General features: G+C 31.0%; 1 protein-coding gene. It reads left to right on the forward strand.

The window, feature by feature from the left end:
* Positions 1-141: 141 nt before the first annotated feature.
* Positions 142-426, forward strand: a 285-nt coding sequence (locus tag HZY83_RS07840; protein WP_179943483.1) for an NUDIX hydrolase, incomplete at its 3' end; no start/stop codon positions are given.

Raw genomic sequence — 426 nt, forward strand, 5'->3', positions numbered from 1 at the left:
CTCATAAATGATTGATATATTGTTATACTCAAAATTATCCATTTTGAACTCAATCACTTCATCATTTAATTTATGATAACATAATACTAAATATAAAAAGCTTTTTGAAGTAATAAAGAATAGGGTAGGGTGTTTATTCGAATGATTAAATGTGTTTGTTTAGTTGAAGAGAAAGAAAATCAAATTTTACTCGTTCAAGTTCGTAATAGAGATAAATATTATTTCCCGGGTGGTAAAATCGATGAAGGTGAAAGCTATGTTGAGGCGTTACAACGAGAACTTAAAGAAGAGTTACGCCTCGATTTGGTTGAAACTGATTTAGAATTTATAGGCACCGTTGTTGGAAAGGCATATCCTCAACCAGATACGCTTACTGAATTAAACGGATTTAAAACGACAAAAGCTATTGATTGGTCCAGTATAACT

The sequence above is a fragment of the Gemella sp. GH3 genome (assembly GCF_013415425.1).
Taxonomy (GTDB): Bacteria; Bacillota; Bacilli; order Staphylococcales; family Gemellaceae; genus Gemelliphila.